Genomic DNA, 21,201 nt, shown 5'->3' with positions numbered 1-21,201 from the left:
TTGTTTCGTGCTCGCTGCCGTCATGGACAGACGCCCATGACTGGGACAGCTCGAAGAGAGGACGCTCTTCCTCTGCTAGCGCAGCTCTGCGAGTCTCGCTCGGATGTCCAGGGGTTTTCAGCACCTTTCAATCGGAGTCCGTATGACCTCTCACCGGGATCAACGCAGGCCAGAACATCAACGCGCCCCACATCCTTCTTCAGGTGGGGCGCTTTTGCTGTGGTGCGGCCCTACAGAATGCGCTGGCCCAGCAGGCTCGCCGCCATGCCCACCATCACTTCCGCCGTCTGGTTGCGGGTGTCGAGAATCGGGTTGACCTCCACGATGTCCATGCTGGTGACGCGCCCGGTTTCCGAGAGCAGTTCCATCAGCAGGTGGCCCTCGCGGTAGGTCAGGCCGCCGGGAACCGGGGTGCCGACGCCGGGGCACAGGCCGGGGTCCAGTGCGTCGGCGTCGAAGGACACGTGCAGGCGCTCCAGGCGGCCCAGGCGCTCCATCGTTTCGTCCACGATGCGGGTGATGCCCAACTGGTCCACCTCTTTCATGGTGTAGGCCAGGATGCCCGCCTCCTGCATCAGGGCGCGTTCCCGCTGATCCACGCTGCGAATACCGATCATCACGATGTCCTCAGGGCGCATGTGCCAGCCGCCGCCCAGGTTGCTCAGGCGCGGGTCGCCCAGCCCGGTCAGGTGGGCCACCGGCATGCCGTGGATGTTGCCGCTGGGGCTGCTCTGCGGCGTGTTGTAGTCGGTGTGGGCATCCACCCAGATCAGGCCGCTGCGAACGCCTGCCGGGTTGCCGCGCAGGGCGTTGCCGGTCACGGTGCCCATGCTGACGCTGTGATCGCCGCCCAGGGTCAGGGGAAAGGTGCCCTCCGGCAGCGCGGCCACCCGCCCGGCCGCGTCACGGCAGGCGTTGATGATCGGGTCCAGAAACACCAGTCCCGCCTCCTCGTGCTTGTCCAGCGTCTCGGGCAGGGCCACGTCGACGTCGCCCAGGTCCTTGACAGTGTGCCCCAGTTCGCGCAGATGCGTCGCCAGATGCGCGTTGCGCAGCGCCGACGGCCCCATATCCACACCGCGCCGTCCCGCGCCCAGATCCATCGGAATACCCAGAATAGAAACGTTCATGCATTCAGTGTAGGGGAGGCAAGGGCTTATGCCTTGCGGCTGCAACATTATTTTTGCGAACATAGCGTCACACGGACTTAAGCTGTATTCAGTTGAATATTCATGCTTTCCGGAGAGCTGGAGGTGGGGAGTGACGGCTGGACGGCGCAGGGGAGGACGGGCTTCTGGAACGCAGGCGCTGGGGTGGGGGCTGCTCCTGGGTAGGGGTCTGGTGTGCGCCGTGCTGGGCGTGTCTGCGGCGTTCGGCTGGTTTGATGTTCGGGGCCTTGAGGCCGTCCCAGGCGTCAACGTTCCATGGGACTTCATGCGTTGGAGTTATTTCGCGCGCCAGGCTGGCTGGCAGGTCATCCAGTCGCTGTGGGAGGTGGCTTTCCTGTGCTCCCTCGCGCTTGGCCTGCTGCGGCGGGTGCTGCCGTTGCCTCTCGCCGCCCTTGGGGCGTCACTGGTCTTCGGCCTGACGCACCTGTGGAATCCACACGCCACGCTGCCCACCGGCCTGAATGTCGCTGTCGTCGTTGGTCTGCCCACCTGCGCGGTTTATGCCTGGGCACGCTCGTCCTGGGCAGGTTCGGGTTTCACTTCACGTGGAATCTGGTGCTGGGGCCGGTGTTTGGGGTGATCGTCGCCGGACATCCGCGCTTTGGACTCCTGCACTCCGAACTGGCCGGGCCGGGCGTCTGGACGGGCGGGCTGTATGGGCCGGAGGGTGGACGGTTGGCCCTGCTGCTGAACGGTAGAGCGGCGCTGGCGTTGCTGCGCGCAGCCCTACGCCGCGCGACTTAACCCTGGTGCGCCCACACCGTCAACTCGCCCTCTTCCTCGTCCCACCCCTTGCCCGTACGCACGAAGCCCAGTTTTTCCAGCACGCGCTCGCTGGCGCGGTTGGACAGGGCCGTCTGGGCGGTGACCGTCTGCACGTCGGGCCGGGCGTGCAGGTGGGCGACCAGTGCGCCGACCGCCTCGGTGGCCAGCCCCTGCCCCCAGACGTCCGGGTTCAGGCCGTAGCCGATTTCCAGCTCTCCTGCCGCGTTGGGCTTGCCCTTGCTGCCCAGTTGCCCGATGGCCCGCATTCCCTCACGCGTCACGGCCACGAAGGAACCGGGCTTGATGCCCTGCGCGTCGGTCTGGGTCAGGTAATAGGGAAAGGCCCCCAGCGGCGCGCCGGGCCACTCGGCGGGGAAGAAGATCGTCATTGGGCCGTCTGGCGTGTCACAGATTAGGGAAAAGTCCTCGGCCTCCAGACGGGCGACGATCATGGCGCGGGTCAGGGGAATCAGCTGTAAACGAGGGGTAAAGAGAGAGGACACGTGGGCAGGGTATCGTGAATCTTTCGCCCGGTCCCGTCCTGGACGTGCCGCTGTCGGTGGCTGCCATACACTCGGCACACTGACCATCCACCCGCCTACTCATGCCCTGCGAACACCCCCTGCCCCGATGACCCAGACCGTTCCCGACGCCTCCCCTGCCGTTCAGCCGCGCGTGCTGGGCAAAAGGGTCATGCTGCTGGCGGACTACGTGCATCCTTTCGTGTACCGCGAGGGCTTTCCAAAGGGCGTCCCAGACGTGGACGCCGTGCTGGCCGCCGGGGACCTTCCCGGCTATTACCTGGAATTCCTGGCGACCAAATTGACCGTGCCGATCATCTACGTGCACGGCAACCACGAGGAGGAGTACGTCAACGAGGGCGACGGACGCATTCCCGCGCGTGGGGTGATCGCGGCGCATGGGCGCGTGGTGGAGGAAGCGGGGCTCAGGATCGCGGGTTGGGGCGGCGCACCGCGTTACCGCGAGAAGGGGCGCGGGCAGTACAGCGCCCACGAGGCCCGCTGGGGGCTGGGGAAACTGGCCTGGCGGACCCGGCGCGGCGTGGACCTCCTGCTGACGCACGCGCCGCCCACCGGCCCCCATGCGGGCAGCGACTACGCCCACCGGGGCTGCCCGGAACTGAACCGCTTCATGCAGCGGCGTCACCCTGCGCTGCTGGTCCACGGGCATATCCACGAGTACGAGGGCCGCAAGCTGGAATACGTGGACGCGGCCTCAGGGACACGGGTGGTCAACGCCTACGGCTACCGGGTGCTGGACGTTTAAAGCATTTGTCAAAAGAGCTGTTTCCTTTTGACCGAACGGACTGGCACAGCTCGCAGAGAGTGAGTGAATTTCAACGAGCAGTTGGGAGAATGGAGGCATCAGAAGTCTTCTTTTCTGATGCTGCAATTCGGACAACTGCTCTAGGTTGGGGAGAGGGGCCGGGTCTGGCATGTCACGTCTCCCGAGACACGCGCCGGGCAAAACCCATTTCGCGCTACAGTGCTGGGCAATCCGCCCACAGGCGAGGGGACGGCGTTTTCGTGCCCTTGCCCGCATCTTCCCCACGTTCTGGTTTTTTAAAGGAGTCCCCATGACCCTCAGCGCAGGCACGCCCGAATCCACCTTCCGCCCCGACCTGTTGCAGGGCAAACACGCCCTGATCACCGGCGGTGGCAGCGGCATCAACCTGGGCATTGCCCAGAGCTTCGCGGCGCACGGCTGCGCGGTCACGATCCTGGGCCGCAACCTGGAAAAGGCCCAGAAGGCCGCGCAGGGCATCGTGGACGCGGGCGGGCGGGCCATCGGCGTCAGCGCCGACGTGCGTGACTTTGCGGCGATGGAGGCGGCGGTGGCGCAGGCGGTGGAAGCGCACGGCGACTTCGACATCGTGCTGGCGGGCGCGGCGGGCAATTTTCCGGCCCCGGTGGACGGCATCTCGCCCAACGGCTTCAAGAGCGTGGTGGACATCGACCTGATCGGCACCTTCCACACCATCAAGGCGGCGGCCCCGTACCTGAAGGCCCCCGGCGGCAACGTCCTGAGCATCAGCGCCTACGGCGTCCCGGTGCCGATGCAGGCCCATGTGGTGGCGGCCAAGGCCGGGGTGGACGCCCTGACGCGCACGCTGGCCGTGGAATGGGGCCTGCGTGGCATCCGCGTGAACGCCATTATTCCCGGCCCCATCGACGGCACCGAGGGCATGGCGCGGCTGGCCCCCGACGAGAAGAGCCGCAGCCGGGTGGCCGGGTCCGTGCCGCTGGGCCGCATGGGCGTGCCGCAGGACATCGCCAACGCGGCGCTGTTCCTGGTGAGCGACGCGGCCAGTTACGTGACCGGCGTGATCTTGCCCGTGGACGGCGGCCAGAACATGCTGGGCGGCGCGCCGCAGTACCAGACCTTCCAGGCGATGGGCTTCGGGCAGAAGGACAGCGGGCAGAAGGGCTGAGCGAACGGAGGGGGGGCCGGGGGCGACGGTGGCGGAGAACGCGCCGGTCTTCCCCCGAGTCCCCTGCGAGGGCTGACCGCACCCCCTTTTTCTGGCTGTATGGGCTTCTGTCCGGCTGGGCGTAGTGGAAACTCCCGCCCTCCTGCCGATGGGCCATGCCGCTGAACGCCGTATTCACGGGCGCCTGCTGCCGCGCCCCTGCCCTGACTGCTGTCACGGACGTCCGCCGCCTTATACGGATTCCGTCTGTTTCGCGTAGAAACCGGGACAGCACCGGTTTCCACACTCCACGCCCGGAACCCGTTTTTCTCCTGCTCGCTCCGCTCGGATTTTCAGGTGTTTTCAACACCTTTCAATCGGAGTCCGTATTACACTCTGATTCGAGGTTGCCATGACTTTAACCATCACCAACATCCGCCGGCCCAACGCCACCGAGACCGAGTCCGTCACCATCGAGAACGGCGTGATTAAGGGCTGGAATATTCCGGCAGAGGGCGAGACCATCGATGGGCAGGGCGGTACGGTGGCCCCCGCACTGATCGAGCTGCACGCCCACCTGCGCGAGCCGGGGCAGACCGAGAAGGAAGACCTGGCCTCGGGCCTCGCGGCGGCGGCGGCGGGCGGCTACGGCACGGTGGTCTGCATGCCCAACACCTCGCCGGTGATTGACGAGCCGGCCGTCGTCCGTAGCTTGATCGGGAAGGCGGAGGAGCTGGGCCTTGCCCGCCTGAAACCGGCGGCGGCGCTGACCAGGGGCCAGAACGGCGAGGCGCTGGCCGAACTGTCGTACCTGAAAGACGCCGGGGCCGCCATGTTCACCGACGACGGGCGGACCAACGAGAACGCGCGGGTGCTGCGGCTGGGGCTGGAGTACGCCGGGAGCCTGGGCATGGTGGTGAGCGTGCATGCCGAGGACGCCTCGCTGCGCGCCGACGGCGTGATGAACGAGGGGCCGGTCAGTGAGGCGCTGGGCCTGCCCGGCAACCCGGCGGCGGCGGAGGCGGCCCGCGTGGCCCGCGATCTGGAGATTCTGGCCGGGCTGCACGCGCAGGGCAGTGAAGCCCACCTGCACATCCAGCACCTGTCCACCGCCCGCGCCCTGGACCTGGTGCGCGGTGCGAAGGCGCGCGGCCTCCGGGTGACCTGCGAGGTCTGCCCCCACCACCTGACCCTGACCGACGAGGCGCTGCGTGGCTTCGACGCGATCTACAAGGTGGCCCCGCCGCTGCGAACCCAGCGTGATGCCGACGCCCTGCTGGAGGGCCTGAAAGACGGCACGGTGGACTGCCTCGCCACCGACCATGCCCCCCACACCCGCGCCGAGAAGGAACGCGATCTGCTGGACGCGCCCAGCGGCATCGCGTATATCGAGCTGGCCTTTCCGCTGATGTACACCCGCTTTGGCAAAGAGCTGGGCCTGGACAAGCTGCTGGACCTGATGACCGCTGCCCCCGCCCGCGTGATGGGCTGGCCGGTGCCCTCGCTGGAAACGGGTGCCCCCGCCGATCTGGTGATTCTCGATCTGGAGACGGAACACGAGGTCAACCCCGCCGAATTCAAGTCCAAGGCGAAGTTCACGCCCTGGGCCGGGGAAACGCTGAAAGGCTGGCCGCTGCTGACGGTGGTGGCCGGGCAGGTGGCCTACCGGCGGGAGTAAGGGTCAGAATTCAAAATTAGTAGGCGATGCCCACCCGGTAGCCGACGTGTTCCCCCTTCAGCAGTTCGTCGTAGGCGAAGGCCGCTGTATCCCCGGTGGAGATCTGCTGGCCGCCCACGGGCAGGTAATCCCGCTCCGTTCGGTAACCGCCCACCGCCTCGCCCTCTGGCAGATACGTTGGACACACCACTGTCCAGTCCAGCGAGGAACCACGCAGCAGCTCATAGGCCCGCCGGTGTTCCTCGGCCGCAAACGTCTGCGTGCGCTGCGACTCGCTGGACTGGTAGCGCAGTTTCCCCGGCTCGGTTCTACTCTCCAGAATGCCGGCTGTTCCGATGGTCACGATTCTGGAGACCCCATGCGTTTCCAGCCCGGCGATGAGGGCGGTCATGGCCTCGGTCAGCGTGGTGGTCTGGTCTGTGCTGAGGGCGCTCACCACGGCGTCTGCTCCGGCGACGAGTTGCGTCACCGTGTCGGCGTTCCTGGCGTTTCCCCGAAGCAGCGTCAGCCTCTGCTGCGGCTCACGGTCTTCCAGAGACCGCACCAGCGCCTTGACGTCATGGCCGCCTTGCAAGGCGCGGCGCAGGATCTCACGGCCTGTTCTCCCGGTTCCACCCAAAATCGCTATGTTCATCTGCTGGCACTCCTTTTTTCACTCTGGTGGACCATCTGCTTTGACTGGCACAGCAACGCCCTGCTGCCCCCGGTTCGGGCGGAGCTGATCTCGCTGGGCTGACCCCGTTGCGCTCACCTTATTGTGCTGGGCGCGGCTGATCCAGGCTGGACTCGGGCGGCGCTCTCAAATCCTTCTGGGCGCATCGCGTATGCTGATTTTCAATACTCAGCCGCCCTTTCGCCTTGCCCTCAGGAGTCCCCATGACCACCCAGATTCAAGCTCAGGCCCAAGCCCCAACCATCCTCCGCCCCGCCTCCTACGTGTCCGGCCAGTGGCACGCCAACGCCGACGGACAGACGCTGGTGGACGCCGTGTATGGCCGCCCCGTCGCTGTCATTTCCTCCGAGGGGGTGGACTTCGCACAGGCGCTGGAATATGGCCGCCAGAAGGGCGCGGCGCTGCGAAAGATGACCTTCCACACGCGGGCGCGGGCGCTGAAGGCCCTGGGCCTGTACCTGATGGAGCGCAAGGAGGAGTACTACGCCCTGAACCTGCTGACCGGCGCCACCCGCCGCGACGGCTGGGTGGACATCGAGGGCGGCATCGGCACCCTGCTGAGCTACAGCAGCATGGCCCGGCGCGAACTGCCCGACGAGCGCTTCCTGCCCGAGGGCAAGGTGGAGACGCTGGGCAAGGCCGGAACCTTCGTGGCCCGCCACCTGCTCGTGCCCCGCGAGGGCGTGGCCGTGCAGATCAACGCGTTTAACTTTCCGGTGTGGGGCATGCTGGAAAAACTCGCCCCGGCCTTTATCGCCGGGATGCCCAGTCTGGTCAAGCCCGCGCCGCAGACCGCCTACCTGACCGAGCGCGTGGTGCGCGACATCATCGAATCTGGCCTGCTGCCCGAAGGCGCGTTGCAACTGGTGATCGGTGAGCCGGGCGACCTGCTCGACCACGTGCGCGAACAGGATCTGGTGGCCTTCACCGGTTCGGCGGCGACGGCGGCCAAGCTCAAGGTGCACCCGAATATCATCGCCCACTCGGTGCCGTTCAACGCCGAGGCCGACAGCCTGAACGCCTCGGTGCTGGGCCTGACCGTCACTCCCGACAGCCCCGAATTCATGCTGTACGTCAAGGAGGTGGCCCGCGAGATCACCGGCAAGGCGGGCCAGAAATGCACCGCCATCCGCCGCGCCATCGTGCCTTCGGGAATGGTGGAGGCGGTGACCGAGGCGTTGCGCAAGGAGCTGGGCAAGGTGACGCTGGGCGATCCGGCCCGCGACGACGTGCGGATGGGCGCGCTCGTCAGCGTGGAGCAGCGCGAGCGCGTGCGGCAAACGCTGGCCGAGCTGGGCAAGGAGGCGCGCGTCGTGATCGGCGGCGGCGCGGAGGGCGAGCTGCTGGGCGGGGACCGCGAGAAGGGCGCCTTCCTCGATCCCACCGTACTGCTGTGCGACTCGCCCCTGACCGCGACGGGGCCGCACGAGCTGGAAGCCTTTGGTCCGGTGGCGACGCTGCTGCCCTACGACTCGCTGGACGACGCGGTTCAGCTGGCGCGCATGGGACGCGGTTCGCTGGCCGGCAGTGTGATCACGCATGACCGCGCCGAGGCCACCGAGCTGGTGCTGGGGCTGGCCAGCACGCACGGGCGCCTGCTGGTGCTCAACCGCGACGACGCCAAGGAAAGCACCGGCCACGGCTCCCCGCTGCCGCAGCTTCTCCACGGCGGCCCCGGACGGGCGGGCGGCGGCGCGGAGCTGGGCGGCATCGCGGGCGTCAAGCACCACATGAACCGGGTGGCGGTGCAGGCCGATCCCACCACCCTGGCCGCGATCACCCGCGAGTACGTGCCGGGCGGCGAGGTGCGCGAGGACGTGATTCACCCCTTCCGCAAGAGCTTCGACGAGATTGGGGTGGGCGACAGCCTCCTGACCCACCGCCGCACCGTCACCGAGGCCGACATCGTGAACTTCGCGGGCCTGACCGGCGATCACTTTTACGCGCATGTGGACGAGATCGGCGCCAAGGAAGGCATCTTCGGCAAACGGGTGGCACACGGTTATTTCCTGATTTCCGCCGCCGCCGGCATGTTCGTCTCGCCCGCGCCGGGGCCGGTGCTGGCGAACTACGGGCTGGAGAACCTGCGTTTCGTGGAGCCGGTGGGCATCGGCGACACCATCCGCACCCGCCTGACCTGCAAGCGCAAGATCCGCAAAGACCTGCGCCCGGACGACAAGCAGCCCACCGGGGTGGTGGAGTGGCGCGCCGAGATCACCAACCAGAATGATGAACTCGTCGCCACCTACGACATCCTGACCCTGGTGGTGCGGGCGCGCGATGACTTTGATCCTCCGGCCCAGGGTGGGGGAGAGGGGGCCGCGCAGGCGTAGTCTCGACGTGTTGTCCCTGGAGGAGTAGCAAACAGGGGCGACTCTGCTTGCTACGCTTTCTTGTATGCCTACCCTGATCACCGGACTTGATCACTTTCAGGTGGAAGCCCCCGCCGGGTGCGAGGCCGACGCCCGCGCCTTTTACGGCGATTTCCTGGGCCTGCCGGAGCTTCGTAAGCCTGCCGCGCTGGAGAAGAACGGCGGCGTATGGTTCGCCCTGCCCGATGGGCGACAGCTACACGTGGGCGTGGCCCCCGACTTCGTGCCGCGCGAGAAGGGGCATCCGGCGCTGCGCTGCGATGACATCGGCGCGTTCGTGGCGCACTGCGACGCGCACGGCATTGCCCATACCTCCGACGCCGAGGCGGGCGTGCCGCGCGTGTTTCTCAAGGACATCTTCGGCAACCGGCTGGAAGTCGTCGAGGGTTCGCACCCCAGCGTCCCCCTGGAATGACGGAAGACGCGCGCGGCGAACTGCTGGACGGACGTTTTGACTACCGCGCGCTAAAAGATGGGCGGGTGATCGTGTCGCACTACGGGCGGCCCGTGACCACGCTGGCGGGCCGCGACGCCGAGCGGTTCCTGAGACGGGTGGATGGGCTGGAGGATCACGCGGCACAGCTGCTGATGGCGCGCGTGACTGGCAACTTCAAGCGTGGGAATGAACGTTGAGCCTGGGTTGGTGAGATGGACCGCCGCTGGCGAAGGTGCCTTCCGCCGGACGGTTGCCCAATTCAGCCGCGCGCCGCGCTCTCTGGCCCTTCACCCTATGCTGTGGGAAATGTCCATCAATGCAACCGATCTGATTCAATCCTACTTTGACCCCGACGCGGTGGCCCGGCTGGCGCCGCTGGTAGGCCTGGAGCCGGAACTGGCCGGGCAAGTGCTTGAAGCTGGACTGCCCCTGCAACTGCGGGCGCTGGCCCACTCGGCGCGGACACCCGAAGGCGAGGCCATGATCGCCGAAACGGTGGCGGCGTTGCCTCCCTTTGGCAGCGTGGCCGGGGCACTGGAAGAATCGGGCGGCGCGGACCACCTGCAACAGGCCGGAGAAATGCTGGTTCCGGCGCTGCTGGGCGAGGCCGCCGACGGCCTGCCCGCACAGGTGGCCGCCCAGACGGGGGCGGACCCGGCCAGGGTTCAGGCCCTCCTGCAACTGGCGCTGCCGCTGCTGCTGAGTGCCCTGGGGCAGCGCGGCCTGAAGGCGGGGAATGTGGCGCCGATGCTGCTGGATCTGGAGGGTCCGGAGCCGGCCAAGGCGGCGACAGCCTTCAATGAGCCGCCGGCAGGAGCAGCGGACGCGGCGCCTCCCCTGGAACCGGAGGGTGCGGAGGCCGTGCCCGCCGAAGGGACTCCTGTGGAGCCCCTGCCCGTGGTGCCGGAGCCACCTGCGTCAGAGTCCATGCCGCTCGCATCAGAGGTCATGGAGACGCCGGAGGTTCCGGTGGAGGCGCCCGAGCCGCCGGCCTCGGCTGTCCCTGTGGACGCAGCCCCCACCGCCCCGCCGGACCCCAGCACCCCGCAAGGGCTGCTGAAGCATCTCCAGACGCGCTTCGGCGGCGCGGTGGGACAGCAGATCGGTGCGGTGGCTGGTTTCGGTGGTGGCGTTCGCAAGCAGGCCGCCCTGGCCGCGTTGCCGGTGGTGCTGGCGGCGCTGGCAGGCAAGGCCGGCGCTGGGGGCAACCTGGACACGCTGGCCCGGCCCTTCGCGCCCCTCACCTCGGACGACGGGCAGGTCAACACCGCGCTGCTGGACAGCCCGGTGGAGGTGGCCCGCATCGAGGGCCAGGGGCGCGGGCTGCTGGCCTCGCTGTTCGGGGACGTGAATGCGGTGACCGGACGGCTGGGCAGCGCGCTGGGCGGCAGCGGCGACAGCTCGCGCCGCCTGCTGGCCCTGCTGACCCCGCTGGTGCTGTCGGTCCTGACCCGTGCCCATCCAGGCGGCCTGGGTGCCGTGCCCTGGGGCGGGCTGGCCGACGGCCTGAAAGGGGCGCTGCCGCCCGGCTTCTCCAGCCTGGGGGTGCTGATCGCCAGCCTGACCAGCGGGACGCCGCTGCCCGGCGCGGTGTCCAGCGCTGTGCAGACCACGCCCCGCGCCACCGTGCGGCAGGGTCCGCCCGCTTCGGCGTCGCCCAAACCCTCCCCCCTCAAGCCGCCCCGGCCCGCCCGTTTCGAGACGCCTGCCGCGCCCCCACCCCCACCGGCCCGCAGGCGCGGCAGCCTGCCGCTGTGGCTGATTCCGCTGCTGCTGGTGCTGCTGCTGGGCGGCTGCTGGCTGGTGCAAAACCGCCAGTCTGCCCCTCCAGTCACCCCTGTGCCCGAGACGGCACCCAGCGCCGCGCCCACCTCTGGGGCCGGCACCACGCCGGACGCCACCAGCGGCGGGGCCATGCCCGGCATGCCCGTGCAGCCGGTCTTTACTGCTCCGCCCAGCGGCGCGAGTGTGCCGGCGGGCGGCTTTGCGCTGCGCGGCACCGGCCCGGCCGGGGAGGACGTGGAGGTGTTCCTGGGCGACAGCCCGGTCGGCCGCGCCACCATCGGCCCCGATGGCACCTGGAGTCTGGACGTGCAGGAGGCCCCCACGGGACCGCAGACCTACACGCTCAGGAATGGGGCGGGCGGGGAGATGGCCGTGCTGAACGTCGTGGTGGATGAGGCAGACGCTGCTGCCCCTGATCCCACGGCAGCCGGAAACACCGTCCCCGCTGGAACGGGCGGGGCAGATGCGGCGGCGCCGGAGACCACGGCCACGCCAGACACCGTGCCCGCCACTTCGGCAGATGCAGGCAGCGCGGCAGACCTGAGCGTCGACCGTCCGGCCAGCGGCGCACAGGTGTCCGGTGCGGGCTTCACGCTGTCGGGCACGGGCACGCCGGGCCAGAGTTTCGAGGTGCTGGAGGACGGCGTCAGCATCGGCCGCTTCACGGTGGGCGCGGACGGCGCCTGGACCCGTGCGGTGCCCGCTCCCGGCGAGGGCGAAAAAACCTACGTGATCCGCTCGGCGGTGGGCGACGAGGTGGCGACCGTCCCCGTCACGGTAGAGGCCGCCACCAACGCCCAGGGGGCCGCCTGCACGCAGCCGCTGAGCATCAGCCTGAACGACGGTGAGACCGTCACCGCGCCGTACCGCTTTGGGGGCCAGGGCAGCGGGGACGCCTACATCGTGACCGTCAAGCGGGGCGACCGCACCGTGGGCCGCAAGACGGTGCCGGTGGGTGCGGGCTGCGGCTGGAGCTTTACCAGCAATCCCGGTGTCCGCGCCGGACAGGCCGTCAGCGTCACCTACGAGATTCGCCCGGCAGGGGCGGACGCCAGCGATGCCCCCGGCGCCCGCCTGACCCTGAACGTTCGCTAGACCCTGGACTGCCGGCAAGGCAGTGGTCCGCCTTCCCATTGGGAAGACGGACCACTGTTCTTCGCGCTGCGTGGCGGGCCAGTTCTACCCGGCCACGGCCTCGCCGCGCACCTGACCGCGGTGGGCCAGATACCACTCCACGGTGCTGCGCAGGCCCTCGTCCAGGGCGATGCGGTGGTGCCAGCCCAGCGCGTGGATGCGGCTGACGTCCGTGATCTTGCGCGGCGTGCCGTCGGGCTTGCTGGCGTCGAAGGCCAGTTCGCCTGTGTAGCCCACCACGGCGCGAATCTGCTCGGCCACCTCGCGGATGCTCAGGTCCTGGCCGGTGCCCACGTTGATCGGTCCCGGCTCGGAAACATTCTTCATCAGGAAGAGGCAGGCGTCGGCCAGATCATCGACGTGCAGGAATTCGCGCAGAGGTGTGCCGCTGCCCCACACGCTGACGGTGGGCGCGCCGGCCTCGCGGGCGTCCACCATCTTGCGGATCAGCGCGGGCAACACGTGGCTGCCCATCAGGTCGAAATTGTCCCCCGGCCCGTACAGGTTGGTGGGCATGGCCGAGACGAAATCGTCGCCGTACTGCGCGCGGTACTGGTCGCACAGCTCAATGGCGGCGATTTTCGCCACCGCGTAGGCGCGGTTGGTGTCTTCCAGCGGCCCGGTCAACAGGGCGTCCTCGCGCAGCGGCTGGGCCGCGTCGCGCGGGTAGATGCAGGTGGAGCCCAGGTTTAGCAGCTTCTCTACGCCGGTCACGTGGGCCGCGTGGATCACGTTGGCGGCGATCATCAGGTTGTCGTAGAGGAACTCGGCGGGGCGGGTGCTGTTGGCGTGGATGCCGCCCACCTTGGCCGCCGCCAGGAACACGTACTGCGGGCGCTCAGTCTCAAAAAAAGCCAGGGCCGCCCCCTGATCGCGCAGGTCCAGCTCGCGGCTGCTGCAGGTCAAGACGTTGCTGTAGCCGTCGGCTTTCAGGCGCCGGAGCAGCGCGCTGCCGACCAGGCCGCCGTGCCCGGCCACGTAGATGCGGTCTGTGAGGCGCATCAGAACGCCCCGGCTCCCTTCAGCGCCACCGTGTGGCCCGCCTCGCGCAGGGTGCGCTCCTGGCGGGCCAGTTCCAGGTCGTGCTCCACCATCTCGCGGACCAATTCCTCGAAGGTGGTTTTGGGGGTCCAGCCCAGCTTCTCGCGGGTCTCGGCGGCGTCGCCCAGCAGGTAATCGACCTCGGCGGGGCGGAAGTAGCGGGGGTCGATCTCCACGTAGTCCTCGTGGTTCAGCCCGGCCAGCGCGAAGGCCCGCTCGGCAAATTCGCGCACGCTGTAGGCCTCGCCGGTGGCGATGCAGTAGTCGCGCGGGGCGTCCTGCTGCAGCATCATCCACATGGCTTCCACGTAGTCGCGGGCGTGGCCCCAGTCGCGCTTGGCGTCCAGGTTGCCCAGGTACAGCTTCTTCTGCAGGCCCATCTTGATGCGGCCCACCGCGCGGGTGATCTTGCGGGTCACGAAAGTCTCGCCGCGCCGGGGGCTCTCGTGGTTGAACAGGATGCCGTTGCAGGCGTACAGGTCATACGCCTCGCGGTGGTTGACGGTCTGCCAGTACGCGTAGACCTTGGCCACCGCGTAGGGGCTGCGCGGATGGAACGGGGTGTGCAAGCCCTGCGGGGGCGGGGCCGCGCCGAACATCTCGCTGCTGGACGCCTGGTAAAAGCGCATGGGGTTGCCGGTGCGTCCACCCACGTCGCGAATGGCTTCCAGCAGTCTCAGCGTACCCAGCCCGGTCACGTCGGCGGTGTACTCGGCCTGGTCATAGCTGACCTTGACGTGCGACTGCGCGCCCAGGTTGTAGACCTCGTCGGGCTGCACCTTTTCCAGCAGGGCGCGAATGCCCGAGGCGTCGGCGAGGTCACCGTAATGCAGGAACAGCCGGGCGTCGGGGTCGTGCGGATCGTGGTACAGGTGATCGATGCGCTCGGTGTTGAAGGTGCTGGCCCGGCGAATCACGCCGTGAACCTCGTAGCCTTTGTCCAGCAGCAGTTCGCTGAGATAACTGCCGTCCTGTCCGGTGATGCCTGTGATCAGTGCTTTTTTCATAAGTCTTCCTTCGTGCCGCGCCCGACTGCTGCCGGCTGCCCATCCACTCTACCGGGCCACTGTAGCGGGCGCGCTGGCCCCATATGTGCCGGAGTGTTGCCAAGCCTGCGTTTCAGAACCGTAAACAGGGTCTGTAAGTTCCCTGCCAGAACCCCAGGATTAACATAAATTCCGGCGCGAGCGCTCCTTTTTCACCAGAAAAGCACGTCACCGGGCCGAATCGGCCAGAATCTGACCTCAAGCTGATGGCAAATGAGAGATAATTAACGAGACTCAAGAATCCCAGGCTATGCTGGGTCGCAGACTGGGACCCTGCGAGCAGGAAATGAAGACAGCCATGTTGCCCCGCCTTTGCCCCTGTCCCCCGGCACAGCCCCCATTCGCCGGGCTGTTCCACGGCGATGATCGGCCCCTGCCCATCACCTCGCACGGAGTTTAGCCATGCTCACCGTACATCTGCTGGGACATGCCCACGTCACCTACAACGGTCGCCCGGTGCCGTTGTCGGCCAAGGCAGTGGCGCTGATCACGTACCTGACCATCGAGAAGTTGCCCCAGCACCGTGAACGGCTGGCCGATCTGCTGTGGAACACCCCCGAGGCCCGCAAGAACCTGCGCGTTGAGCTGGCCCGTATCCGCTCCGCCGGGCTGAACCTGTTTCCGCTGAGCCGCCAGCTGCTGTACCTGGAAAACGTCGACACCGATCTGAACAGCTGGCTGTCGCAGCTGGGCACCGAGCTGGACCAGGCGGGGCTGGCGCAGTGGCTGTCCACCCTGCGCGGGGTGCCGCTCAGCGGCCTGGAGGACCTGGGCAGCCCGGCCTTTCAGGAATGGATCGACCACCAGCGCTGGGTGCTGACCGAGCATGTCGAGGAGGTGCTGGGCCGGGCCTACCGGCAGTTCGAGCGCGGCGGCAAGGGCTGGGCCACCCGCGCCATTGCCGCGCGCGCCGAGGCGCTGGGCTTCGTGCATCCCGGTGAGTTCGCGCTGGAGGGCCGGGAGCCGGAGTCGGCCTTCCTGACGGCGCCCGCTCCTGTCGGTGCGCGGGGAACGGCGGATCAGGGCGCCCGTCCGGAGTCCCGGCCCGCCGAGCCCGGCCATGAGGCGGACACGGCCCTGGCTCCCCCCGCCACCGTGGGGGAGGCCGGGGCACTGCATTTCAGCGCCCCGGTTCGCGAGCAGAGTCTGCGCCGCAGCCTGCAGCGCGCCGCTCAGGGACCGCAGGTGGTGGTGCTGCATGGCCCCACCGGCAGCGGCAAATCCTACGAGGCGGACCGGGCGCTGGCCGCGGAAGATTGGCTGGCGTTGCGGGTCAGCACCAGCCGCGCAGGCCGCCTGGTGGTGGCGACGCTGGCCCAGTCGCTGCTGGCCCACCCCTTTCTGGCCCCCCCACCGGCGCCTGACGCCGCAGCCTTCGAGGCGCCTTCCCTCTCCACCCAGTCCCCCCCGGCCCAGCCCTCCGGCGCGCAGACCGATGCGGTCCGGACCCTGCAGGACGTGCTGCTGCGCCCCGGCAGCCTGGAAGAGGATCTGGTCAAGGTGGCGACGGTGCTGGCCACCCTGCCGCAACCGCTGGCCATCGTCCTCGATCATGCCCACACGGCGCCGGTCGAACTGGCCTCGCTGCTTGAATTCCTGCTGAATGTTCCGGCGGCCCATCCCCGCGCCCTGATCATGCTCAGCCGCACGCCGCCGGCCCAGGCGCCGCTGTGCCGCGCCCTGCTGCGCCGTTTTGGAGAGGCGCAGAGTCTGGTGCTGGAAGTCACCCCGCTGTCCCTGAGCAGCGTGGTCCAGGCGCTGGGGGCACGCGGCGGACTGGACCTTGACCCTGCTGCTTCCGGCGCGGACCTGTACGCGCGGGCCGCCGTGATCCTGCAGCGCAGCGGCGGCAATCCGCTGCACCTGCTGGCCCTGCTGGAAGAAGAGGGCCTGCCACAGGCCGGCTTTGCCCTCGCAGCCGCAGCGCGCGGCGCTGGCATGTTGGCGGGCGGGGCGCTGCCCATGGGCCGCCTGCCCAGCTGCATGCGCGACACCTACCTGGGTGAGATCGACGGCTGGCCCGCGCCGCTGCGCGAGGCCCTGAGCCACCTGAGCGTGATTCAGGGTGATTTCAGTTTCACGCTGGCCGAGTCGCTGCCCGACGCGGCGCGCTCGGGCCTGCCGGCGGCGGCGCTGCTGCGCGAGGCGCTGGACCGCCGCGCCCTGATCGAGACCGAAGCGCCCAGTGCCCTGGGCTGGCCCGCTTTCGGCTCGCTGGGGGACGTGACCCGCAGCGAGCCGTGCTACCGCTTCCGTTCCGAGGGGCTGCGAATTGCGCTGGCGGGCCTGCTGCCTCAGGCAGAGCGGCAGGCGCTGCGGCGTCATCTGGCCGCGCAGCTGGAAGCCAGCCAGCCGGGTCTGGCCCTGTATTACGCCGAACGGGCCGGGGCCGATCAGGACGCCGAGCGTCTGCGCAAAGCCTACCGCGCCCGCCTGGGGCCGGGCAGTCCGTTGCTGCGGTCCCTGTCCAGGACCGGCGGACCCAGGGCCGAGCCGTTGCTGGGACCGATGGCGGCCCAGGTGCTGTCGGCCCCGGCCCTTCCCGCGCGCCCGGTTCAGGGTGTGACTGAACCGCGGCGGACGCACGCCGCGGCCAGCGCCGCCGTGACATGGCAGGGTTACCGGCTGGCCTGGGAGCCGGGCGGCTGGCTCAGCGTCCTGAGTCAGGGCCGCTACGGGCATCCGCACACCCTGCGGGTGCAGGTGCCGGTGCCCGCCGGGCTGCGCGACGTCCCGGTTCTGACCCTGAGGGTGGTGTGGCGGCTGGACGTTTTCCACGGCGGCCACGAACTGGGGCCGAGTCAGGTGGCCTTTCCGCTGCGCTTTGCCGTGCCGGGCGCGGACGGCGCGCGGGTGCTGACCCCCGAACCTACGCCCGACTACACCGAGGAGGGCCAGCGCCAGGTCGTTCACAGCGACGTAGCGTTGGGCACCTGGATGCAGCATGAGCTGGTCTTCAACATGGCGGGCCAGGCGGCCGAACGGCTGGAACTGCACGCCCGCGCCCTGGACCTGGCCCTGACCGTGGGCGAGCTGAGCCTCAACGGTCAGCCGCTGCTGCCCCTGGCGGCGGCCCCGGAGCGTGTGGGGGTTGCCGGCCCGCAGGAGGACCGGCCTGCCGCCGTGCTGCCCTTGACCGTGCAGCGCTGATCTGGTCACGGCCTCCGCGCAGGCTGCCTCACCTGCCTCCTGGGTCACGCCGGTTCCCGCAGTGAAGGCCTGTCGGCAAGCTGCGGTCCCGGCCCGCCGTACCCCTGCACAATTAACGCCGTAGTAACGCCGCTTCATGAACACTGCCGTCACCGTGAGGGCTTCGGCGCCGCGAGGTCTGCGCCCAGCGTGAGGACCGGAGCGTCGCTGGTGGGCCCGGTGGGTGGGTCATCCATTCGGGATGGGCTGCCGCTAGGACCAACCGTTCTGGCGACGTGCCAGGGACGGAGACATGCGGGTCAGAGGGTGGGGCGAACGATGCGAATGGGAATTCCGGTGGATGCCAAAATCTACGTGGCGGGACATGACAGCCTGATCGGCGCCGTGGTCTGCCGAAAGCTGGAAGAATTGGGCTACTGGAATCTGGTCACCCGAACCGCCGAGGACCTTGATCTGCGCTCGCAGGGGGCGGTGCAGGCCTTCTTCGAGCATGAACTGCCCGACTACGTGTTCCTGGCCACCCTGACCGGCGAACACGTGCTTGACGGTCTGCTGCGCCCCGCCGAGTCGCTGTACAGCAAGGTCATGATCGCCTCCAACATCATTCACGCCTCTTATCTGTACGAGGTCCGCAAGCTGCTGAGCATCATCGATTGCCAGTTTGACCTGCAGGCCCTGCACTACGAGGCCGACGAATTTGCCATCCGCGCCTATCAGCAGGAGGGCCGGGACAGCGATCAGCTGATGCGGTCACTGGTCACCGGGCTGTGTGACCGCTACCGCAAGCAGTACAGCTGCGATTTCATCTCGGTGGTGTTTCACATGGACGGCGCGCAGGACGAGTGCGACGTGACCCTGGCCTCCCTGTCAGGCGGCGCATCTACTACTGCCGCCGCCTCCTTCGGCCAGATGTCGGTGGTCGGCCCGCGCAGCCTGCAGGAGAGCGCCGCCGTGTGGCAGCGCAATCAGCTGTACGCTGAGGACCCGGCCCACGCCTGTCTGTTTCTGATGGAGAACTTCTCGGCCACCGGACCGATCACGGTTCGCACGGGGACGCGCGGCGGCAACGTGGCCTGAGGCGGGCCATTGCGGGCAGGACGGAAAATCACCCTGGGTGGGGACACAGCAGTCCGCCCAGGGTGATTCCTTGCGGCCTCCCGCTACAAATCCGGTTCGTCGGTCAGGTCCGAATCGACCACGCTCACGCCGCCCTCGCCCACGCGGCGGCGTTTGCGCAGCATGGCCGGTTCCTTGTCCAGGTTAAAGACGAAGTGGCGCGGGCGGCGTTCGCGCAGCCAGGTTTCCAGCGCCACCAGCCGCGGACGGAAGCGGATGAACTCGCGCAGGTGCCGGATCGGCACGAAGCGGGCCTCCTGCACGTCACGGTCCGGGTCACGCGGCTCCAGCTTGCCGCTGACCTCGCGCCCGGTGTAGAAGAACTGCAGGTGGTGGCCCCAGGTCTGCGCCTTGAACTCCACGATAAACGCCAGATCGCGCAGTTCGACCACCAGACCGGTTTCCTCGAAGGTCTCGCGGCGCGCGCCGTCCTGAATCAGCTCGCCGCCTTCCAGGCCACCCTTGGGTAGGGACCAGCGCCCCCGCTCGCGCACCAGCAGGATCTCCTCGCCGCGCAGTACGATGCAGCCCACCGCGATGCGCGGTCCCTCCACCACCCGTTTCTGCCCGCGTTTGCTGGGCGCGGCGGGCACCGGCACCGCCACCGTGTTGGTGACCTGTCCTGGCCCCGGCGTGCTGCTACCGGGCGTGCGCCGCCGCCGCCGCCTGCGCTGGCCGCCTGCCGCCGCGTTCTTGGCCCCGCCGTCGCCGGTCATCAGATGCCCTCCGGCGCGAGGTCGTTGAAGCGGACGTGCGAGCTGTGGAACTGCAATTTGACCGTGCCCACCGGGCCGTTGCGCTGCTTGCCGATGATGATCTCGGCGATGCCCTGCTGGTCGGTTTCCTTGTTGTAGTACTCGTCGCGGTAGATGAACATCACGATGTCGGCGTCCTGCTCAATGGCCCCCGATTCACGCAGGTCGCTGAGCATCGGGCGGTGGTTGGGGCGCTGCTCCACGGCGCGGCTCAGCTGGCTCAGGACGATGATCGGCACCTCCATCTCGCGCGCCAGCCCCTTGAGGCCGCGCGAGATGGTGCTGATCTCCTGCTGGCGGTTGTCGCTGCCGCCGTTGCTCTTGCCGCCGGACATCAATTGCAGGTAGTCGATGACCACCAGCCCCAGCTGTCCATGCTGCGCGGCCATGCGCCGCAGCTTGGAGCGCAGACCGTTGAGGGTCAGGTCCGGCTCGTCGTCGATGACCATCGGGGCCTCGGCCAGTCGGCCCGCCGCGTGCGCGAGCCGCTCGAAGTCGCGCTCGTTGAGCTGCCCGCTGCGGATGCGGTTCATGTCTACCCTTGCCTCGGAACACAGCATCCGCAGGGCCAGCTGCACGCTGGGCATTTCCAGGCTGAACACCGCCACGGTCTTCTCGCGGCGCAGGGCGACGTTCTGGGCGATGGACAGCGCGAAGGCCGTTTTTCCCATCGAAGGCCGCGCCGCCAGTACGTTCAGGCTGCCCTTCTGCAACCCTGAAATCTGCTCGTCCAGATCCTTGAAGCCGCTGCTCACGCCGTCGGGAATACCCTTGTTGGCGTGCAATAGCGTGATGTACTCGAAGGTGTCGTGGACCACCTCGCCCATCGCCTGGTACTGCTCGCCCTTCTTCTTCTGCTCGGCCACCTCGAAGATCATCTTCTCCGCGCGGTCCAGCAGGTCTTCAAGCGGCAACTGCGCGTCGTAGGCCAGCTGCATGGCCTTGCCCGACGCGCTGATCAGCTGGCGCAGCGTGTGCTTTTCCTGCACGATGCGCGCGTAGTGCTCGGCGTAGGCGGCGGTGGGCACCTGGTCCGACAACCCGATCAGGTAGGTCAGCCCGCCCACCTCGTCCAGCGTGCCCTTGCTGCGCAGGTCCTCGCTGAGGGTCACCAGATCCACCGGTTCGCCGCGCTCCTGCAGGTCCCGCATGGCGGTGAAGATCTTGCGGTGGCCCTCGCGGTAGAACATCTCCGGGGCCACCGTGTCGCCCAGGTTGGTCATGGTGTCGTTGTCCAGTAATACACTGCCCAGCACGCTGATCTCGGCGTCGTTGCTGTGCGGTGGAACGCGCGGCGTGAGTTCCAAAAGCCTCTCTCCTTTGCCCGGTCGTGCCAGCCAGCGCCTTCCCGCAGAGGGGGAAGCGCGGCACACGCGGGAATCAATTCGCGGTGTAGATGGGGACGGATGGGCGGTCCCATTCGCCAGACCGGGGTCCGGCTGAACTGGGGAGCAGCATAGCACCCACGCGCCGTCGGGGCATGGGCTTCCCGCTCACTCTGACAAAGTTCTTTTCAAGAGCTGCTCTGTACCGGACATCTTCGAGTTGAGGCTGTGCTGGACGGGAAATCCCTGAACGTGTGACAGGTTGCGAATCGGCAGGATAAACGGCGGTGTTTTGGGTGTGTGACGACTCCAAAACCCGCCGATC

Annotated in this window: 18 protein-coding genes; 11 read left to right on the top strand and 7 right to left on the bottom strand. The window is 68.3% G+C overall.

Annotation, left to right across the window (positions count from 1 at the left end):
• Positions 1–230: 230 nt before the first annotated feature.
• A complete protein-coding gene (gene rocF, locus FHR04_RS16405) occupies positions 231–1,130 on the bottom strand; it encodes an arginase (RefSeq protein ID WP_139404353.1) in 900 nt (299 codons plus the stop codon).
• Positions 1,131–1,341: 211 nt separating this feature from the next.
• Between rocF and FHR04_RS16400 the strand changes: the two genes are divergently transcribed.
• Together FHR04_RS16400 and FHR04_RS16395 are read left to right on the top strand one after the other, a co-directional pair.
• Positions 1,342–1,749: a hypothetical protein gene (locus FHR04_RS16400; protein WP_139404352.1), complete on the top strand. Its 408-nt coding sequence runs from the start codon at positions 1,342–1,344 to the stop codon at positions 1,747–1,749.
• Complete coding sequence (locus FHR04_RS16395; RefSeq protein ID WP_156122934.1) at positions 1,746–1,913, top strand: hypothetical protein; 168 nt, start codon at positions 1,746–1,748, stop codon at positions 1,911–1,913. The genes FHR04_RS16400 and FHR04_RS16395 overlap by 4 nt, the downstream gene beginning before the upstream one ends.
• Here the strand turns inward: FHR04_RS16395 and FHR04_RS16390 are convergent.
• On the bottom strand, positions 1,910–2,437 hold the full coding sequence (locus FHR04_RS16390) for a GNAT family N-acetyltransferase (protein WP_139404350.1): 528 nt from the start codon (positions 2,435–2,437) through the stop codon (positions 1,910–1,912). The genes FHR04_RS16395 and FHR04_RS16390 overlap by 4 nt on opposite strands.
• Positions 2,438–2,564: 127 nt before the next feature.
• Between FHR04_RS16390 and FHR04_RS16385 the strand changes: the two genes are divergently transcribed.
• The 3 genes from FHR04_RS16385 to FHR04_RS16375 all read left to right on the top strand — a co-directional run bounded on the left by FHR04_RS16385 (position 2,565) and on the right by FHR04_RS16375 (position 6,043).
• Positions 2,565–3,221: a metallophosphoesterase family protein gene (locus FHR04_RS16385; RefSeq protein WP_245616382.1), complete on the top strand. Its 657-nt coding sequence runs from the start codon at positions 2,565–2,567 to the stop codon at positions 3,219–3,221.
• A 310-nt stretch (positions 3,222–3,531) separates the two neighbouring features.
• Positions 3,532–4,386 carry an SDR family oxidoreductase gene (locus FHR04_RS16380; RefSeq protein ID WP_139404349.1) on the top strand — a complete coding sequence of 285 codons (855 nt, stop codon included), beginning with the start codon at positions 3,532–3,534 and terminating at the stop codon, positions 4,384–4,386.
• A gap of 391 nt (positions 4,387–4,777) precedes the next feature.
• Complete coding sequence (locus tag FHR04_RS16375) at positions 4,778–6,043, top strand: dihydroorotase (RefSeq protein ID WP_139404348.1); 1,266 nt, start codon at positions 4,778–4,780, stop codon at positions 6,041–6,043.
• Positions 6,044–6,059: 16 nt separating this feature from the next.
• Here the strand turns inward: FHR04_RS16375 and FHR04_RS16370 are convergent, their stop codons facing one another.
• Entirely contained in the window at positions 6,060–6,677 is a 618-nt protein-coding gene (locus tag FHR04_RS16370; RefSeq protein WP_139404347.1) for an NAD(P)-dependent oxidoreductase, read from the bottom strand.
• A 242-nt stretch (positions 6,678–6,919) separates the two neighbouring features.
• Between FHR04_RS16370 and paaZ the strand changes: the two genes are divergently transcribed.
• From paaZ to FHR04_RS16350, 4 genes are all read left to right on the top strand, one after another.
• The gene (gene paaZ, locus FHR04_RS16365; RefSeq protein ID WP_139404346.1) at positions 6,920–9,049 is read left to right on the top strand and encodes a phenylacetic acid degradation bifunctional protein PaaZ; all 2,130 of its coding nucleotides are present in this window, start codon (positions 6,920–6,922) and stop codon (positions 9,047–9,049) included.
• A gap of 64 nt (positions 9,050–9,113) precedes the next feature.
• On the top strand, positions 9,114–9,503 hold the full coding sequence (locus tag FHR04_RS16360) for a VOC family protein (RefSeq protein WP_139404345.1): 390 nt from the start codon (positions 9,114–9,116) through the stop codon (positions 9,501–9,503).
• Positions 9,500–9,721: a hypothetical protein gene (locus FHR04_RS16355; RefSeq protein WP_139404344.1), complete on the top strand. Its 222-nt coding sequence runs from the start codon at positions 9,500–9,502 to the stop codon at positions 9,719–9,721. Before FHR04_RS16360 ends, FHR04_RS16355 begins: the two co-directional genes overlap by 4 nt.
• A gap of 109 nt (positions 9,722–9,830) precedes the next feature.
• Positions 9,831–12,404 carry a DUF937 domain-containing protein gene (locus tag FHR04_RS16350; RefSeq protein ID WP_170213992.1) on the top strand — a complete coding sequence of 858 codons (2,574 nt, stop codon included), beginning with the start codon at positions 9,831–9,833 and terminating at the stop codon, positions 12,402–12,404.
• A gap of 84 nt (positions 12,405–12,488) precedes the next feature.
• Here the strand turns inward: FHR04_RS16350 and FHR04_RS16345 are convergent, their stop codons facing one another.
• A complete protein-coding gene (locus FHR04_RS16345; protein ID WP_039681667.1) occupies positions 12,489–13,445 on the bottom strand; it encodes a GDP-L-fucose synthase family protein in 957 nt (318 codons plus the stop codon).
• Entirely contained in the window at positions 13,445–14,491 is a 1,047-nt protein-coding gene (gene gmd, locus FHR04_RS16340; protein ID WP_039681668.1) for a GDP-mannose 4,6-dehydratase, read from the bottom strand. The genes FHR04_RS16345 and gmd overlap by 1 nt, the downstream gene beginning before the upstream one ends.
• A gap of 441 nt (positions 14,492–14,932) precedes the next feature.
• Here gmd and FHR04_RS16335 point away from each other — a divergent pair, with 441 nt between their 5' ends.
• Both FHR04_RS16335 and FHR04_RS16330 read left to right on the top strand, forming a co-directional pair.
• Positions 14,933–17,680: an AAA family ATPase gene (locus tag FHR04_RS16335; RefSeq protein ID WP_139404342.1), complete on the top strand. Its 2,748-nt coding sequence runs from the start codon at positions 14,933–14,935 to the stop codon at positions 17,678–17,680.
• A gap of 336 nt (positions 17,681–18,016) precedes the next feature.
• On the top strand, positions 18,017–18,757 hold the full coding sequence (locus tag FHR04_RS16330; RefSeq protein WP_170213991.1) for an NAD-dependent epimerase/dehydratase family protein: 741 nt from the start codon (positions 18,017–18,019) through the stop codon (positions 18,755–18,757).
• Between the two features lie 83 nt (positions 18,758–18,840).
• Here FHR04_RS16330 and FHR04_RS16325 read toward each other — a convergent pair whose 3' ends face one another.
• Both FHR04_RS16325 and dnaB read right to left on the bottom strand, forming a co-directional pair.
• Entirely contained in the window at positions 18,841–19,512 is a 672-nt protein-coding gene (locus tag FHR04_RS16325) for an NUDIX domain-containing protein (protein WP_039681669.1), read from the bottom strand.
• On the bottom strand, positions 19,512–20,858 hold the full coding sequence (gene dnaB / locus FHR04_RS16320; protein WP_039681670.1) for a replicative DNA helicase: 1,347 nt from the start codon (positions 20,856–20,858) through the stop codon (positions 19,512–19,514). Before dnaB ends, FHR04_RS16325 begins: the two co-directional genes overlap by 1 nt.
• Positions 20,859–21,201 lie beyond the last annotated feature (343 nt).

The sequence above is a fragment of the Deinococcus radiopugnans ATCC 19172 genome, assembly GCF_006335125.1.
In the GTDB taxonomy this organism is placed as follows: Bacteria; Deinococcota; Deinococci; order Deinococcales; family Deinococcaceae; genus Deinococcus; species Deinococcus radiopugnans.
Note: the sequence above shows the minus strand (reverse complement) of the source record. Positions and strands in the feature narration are given on the sequence as shown.